Raw genomic sequence first — 3,969 nt, forward strand, 5'->3', positions numbered from 1 at the left:
CCCGCGACCGGTCGCCGTGCGCCGGGTCGCCCATCTGCCTCTGTCTGCCACCGGCAAGCCCCAGCCGTGGGCGGCCGCAACTTCTGTCAAGGAATACACCCATGAGCCACGCTGATACCCAGGACACCATCGCCCATTACCTGAACCACTGCGGTGCGCCGCTGGACAGTGGCCGCGAGCAACCCGAATACCTTGGCCTCAGCCTGCGCAAGCGCCTCGAACTGCTGCAGCGCAGCCCCGCGCTGGCGGCTGACTGGGCCGCGCAGTACGACGCCTGGCGCGACCATGCCGACAGCCACTATCGGTGCCTGACCAGCACCCGCCCGGCCGAGGCGCCGTGGTTTCGGCTGGGGGTCAAGGACACCGTGGATGTCGCCGGCCTGCCGACCCGTCTGGGGCTGCGCAGCTACCGTCACTACCCGCAGCGCAGCGCCAAGGCGCTGACCTGCCTCGACCCGCGCATCGTGCTGACCAGCAAGGTGGCGACCACCGAGTTGAACATTGCGTTCGGCGCAGGCTGCCGCAACCCGCACTTCCCGAGCATCGACCCGTCAGGGTCCAGTACGGGGTCTGCGGTCTCCGTGGCGGCGGGCCTGTGCGATATTTCGTTGGGTACCGATGTACTCGGTTCGGTGCGCTGGCCGGCATCGCACTGCGGCATGGTCGGCTTGCGCATGACCCAGAAGGCCGCCAGCCTAGCCGGGGTATTCCCGCTGTCGCCACGCATGGACGCCCTCGGTTGGGTCACTCGCAGTGCCGACGACCTCGACCTGTTACTGCCAATGCTGGGCCTGGCACCGCTGCTGGGTGATCAGCAACCGCTCAAGCCGCACTACCGGGTTGGCCTGTTGGCGCACGCCCTGGACCCGGCACTGACCAGCGCGCCCATGCTCGACATGCTGGGCCAGGCGCGAGCGGCCCTGGCCGACCTGGGCATGGCGCCGCATGAAGTCGCCATGCCTGACCTCTGGGCCTGCCGTGGCGATGCCTGGCAGCTGTGTGCGCGTGACGCCTGGCTGGCCTCGGCCGCCTGGGCACGCCGCTTCGACAGCGAACTGCACTGGTCGACCCTCAGTGCGCTCAAGGTCGGTGAAGGGGTGAGCGACAGCGATTATCAGCGCATTCATGGGCGCATGGACGCCGTGCGCGCGGGCATCGATGCCTGGTTCGACAGCGCCCAGGTGGACTTCGTGGTCTTTCCGATGGACCCGAACCGGCCATTCGACCGGCGCAACCCGCAACCGGGTGACTCGACCATTCCGTCACCCGACGATCACGATTACCCGCAGAAGATCGGCTTCACCCCACTGGCCAGTTTCAGCGGCCTGCCAGCCATCACCGTGCCGGTTGCCCTCAGTGCCGACGGCAAGGCGCCGTTGGCCATCCAGATCATGGGCCGACGCGACAGCGAGCAGCAGCTGCTGGACATCGCCAAACGGCTGCAGGCGTTGATCGGCCTGCTGCCTACCCGCCGTCTTCAGGTGTAAGGAGCGAGCCATGTGCGCAATTACCGGCTGGGTGGACTACACCCGCGACCTGAGCCAACAGCGCCAGGTGCTCGGCGCCATGACCGACACCCTGGCCCTGCGCGGGCCAGATGCCAGCGGCAGCTGGCAGCACCGGCATGCCTTGTTGGGCCACCGGCGCCTGGCGATCATCGACCTGAGCGGTGGCGTGCAGCCGATGACCTACCGCTTCGCCAGTGGTGAGGAAGTGGCGCTGGTGTATACCGGCGAGGTCTATAACCACAATGCCCTGCGCGAGCGCCTGCGACAGGCCGGGCACACGTTTCAGACGCGCAGCGACACCGAAGTGGTGCTGCACGCTTACCTGGAGTGGGGCGAGCAGTGCTGCGACTACCTCAATGGCATGTTCGCCTTTGCCGTGTTCGACGGGCGCGACGGCCATTTCCTGCTGGTACGTGATCGCCTGGGGGTCAAGCCGCTGTACTACGCCCGCCACCAGCAGGGGCTGCTGTTCGGCTCGGAGATCAAGGCGGTGCTGGCGCACCCCGACTTCGCCAGCGCCCTGGACCCGCTCGGCCTGGTGGATGCCCTGAGCCTGAGCCGGGGTACTACCCGCACGGCGTTGCGCGGGGTCAGCGAACTGCCGCCCGGGCATCGGTTGTCCTGGCGGCCCCATGGGCAGGTCAGAATCAGCCGCTATTGGCAACTGCAACGCCGAGTGCACGAGGATGACCTGGCGACCACGGTCGAGCGCACCCGCGAGCTGCTCGACAACGCGCTGGGCGAGCAGCTGCACGCCGATGTGCCGGTGTGCTCGCTGCTGTCCGGTGGCCTGGACTCGACCCTGCTCACCGCCATGGCGCAACAACGGCTGCAGGCGGAGCAGGGCGGGGTGGTGAACTCGTTCTCGGTGGATTTCGTCGGCCAGGCCGAACAGTTTCAGAGTGACGCGTTTCGCCCGGAACGCGATCAGCCTTACGCCCTGGCTGCCGCGCAGTACATCGGCAGCCAGCACCAGACCATCCTGATCGACAACCGCGAGCTGGTGGCGGACGCGGCGCGCCTGGCGGTGTGCCGCGCCAATGACAGCGCGGCAACCTTCGGCGACGTGGATACCTCGCTGTACCTGCTGTTCAAGGCCATCCGCGCGCACTCTACGGTGGCTATATCCGGTGAAGCGGCAGACGAGGTATTTGGCGGCTATGCCTGGTTCCGCGATCCGCAGGCCGTGGCGACAGCGCGCTTCCCTTGGTTGTCGCGTATGCAACTGCTGCAGCCTGGGCTGATCAACCCCGAGTTCAACCGTGCCTGCGACTTTGCCGGCTATCAGGACAGCTGCTATCACCAGGCCCTGGACAGCGTCGAGCACCTGCCGGGTGACAGCCCGCTGGAGCGGCGCATGCGCGAGATCTGCCACATGCACCTGCAGCGTTGGCTGCCGATTCTGCTCGACCGCAAGGACCGCCTGAGCATGGCCGCCAGCCTCGAAGTGCGGGTGCCGTTCACGGACCACACCTTGGTGGAGTACGTGTACAACGTGCCGTGGTCGATCAAGGGCAAGGATGGCGAGGAGAAATGGTTGCTCAAGCAAGCCAGCGCCGGCCTGGTGCCGCCTGCGGTGTTGCAGCGGCGCAAGAGCCCGTACCCGACGTCGGCCAACCTGGCCTATGAACGCTTCCTGCGGGGGCGCATCGGGCAGTTGCTGAATGCCCCAGGCCAGCCGGTGTTCCAGGTCATCGACCATGGCCGGCTGGCCGCCGAGTTGCGTCAGCCCGAGGGCCACTTCAACTCGCAGCTGCGGCGCAACAACCTGGAAACCGCCTTGGCGCTGGATACCTGGTTGCGGGAGTATCGCCTGACGCTGTAGGCCTACAGGATCAAAGGGCTCTGCAGGGTGTCGCTGAAGCGCTTCGGCGCGCCCTGGTCGAGCATGGCGATGAAGCTGCCCAAGGCTGGCGAGGCGTTCTGAATGTTCCAGTTCATGTACAGGCCCATGGTCGGGGTCGGCTGGTCCTTGATCGGGCGGATCGGCCGGAACTGCACACGGTCGCGCAGCGTGGAGTAGGCGATCGACTCGGGCACCAGGGCCACGCCGAAACCACAGGCCACCAGGCCGATCAAGGTATGGATCTGCGCCGCTTCCTGGACCACCTTGGGGTAGAAACCGGCCGACTCGCACAGGGCTATCAACTGGCTGTGGTAGCCACTGCCCAGGGCTTGCGGGGTAAACACGAAGTCCTCTTCGGCGAAGTCGCGCAGGTCGACCAGGGGCTGTTGTGCCCTGGCGTGGCTGGCGGGCAGGGCCATGATGATCTGCTCGTTGAGCAACAGCCGCGACTCGATGGTGTCGGGCGGCATGGGAAGTTTACGCATGAAACCGATGTCGGCCTCGCCGGCCAACAAGGCCTTGGCCTGGGAGGCCGAGGGCATCTCACGGATGGTCAGGCGCACATTCGGGTAGACCTCGCGGAACCTGCGCAAGGTGGTGAGCAGCGACTCGTAG

The 3,969-nt window shown here is 66.7% G+C and carries 3 protein-coding genes; 2 read left to right on the top strand and 1 reads right to left on the bottom strand.

Annotation, left to right across the window (positions count from 1 at the left end; genetic code table 11):
- The first annotated feature begins 101 nt into the window (after positions 1-101).
- Both NP534_RS25970 and asnB read left to right on the top strand, forming a co-directional pair.
- The gene (locus NP534_RS25970; RefSeq protein ID WP_274100625.1) at positions 102-1,487 is read left to right on the top strand and encodes an amidase family protein; all 1,386 of its coding nucleotides are present in this window, start codon (positions 102-104) and stop codon (positions 1,485-1,487) included.
- A gap of 10 nt (positions 1,488-1,497) precedes the next feature.
- A complete protein-coding gene (gene asnB, locus NP534_RS25975) occupies positions 1,498-3,333 on the top strand; it encodes an asparagine synthase (glutamine-hydrolyzing) (RefSeq protein WP_274100626.1) in 1,836 nt (611 codons plus the stop codon).
- A gap of 2 nt (positions 3,334-3,335) precedes the next feature.
- On the opposite strand, the gene NP534_RS25980 is transcribed toward asnB, so the two are convergent.
- The coding region (locus NP534_RS25980; RefSeq protein WP_274100627.1) for a LysR family substrate-binding domain-containing protein at positions 3,336-3,969 on the bottom strand (634 nt) is incomplete at its 5' end.

This window comes from Pseudomonas sp. 39004 (assembly GCF_028682155.1).
GTDB classification, from domain to species: Bacteria; Pseudomonadota; Gammaproteobacteria; order Pseudomonadales; family Pseudomonadaceae; genus Aquipseudomonas; species Aquipseudomonas capeferrum.

What these genes read in the sequence shown, in the direction of transcription:
- asnB (WP_274100626.1), top strand. Translation starts at nt 1,498, where the DNA reads ATGTGCGCAATTACCGGCTGGGTGGACTACACCCGCGACCTGAGCCAA.
- NP534_RS25970 (WP_274100625.1), top strand. Translation starts at nt 102, where the DNA reads ATGAGCCACGCTGATACCCAGGACACCATCGCCCATTACCTGAACCAC.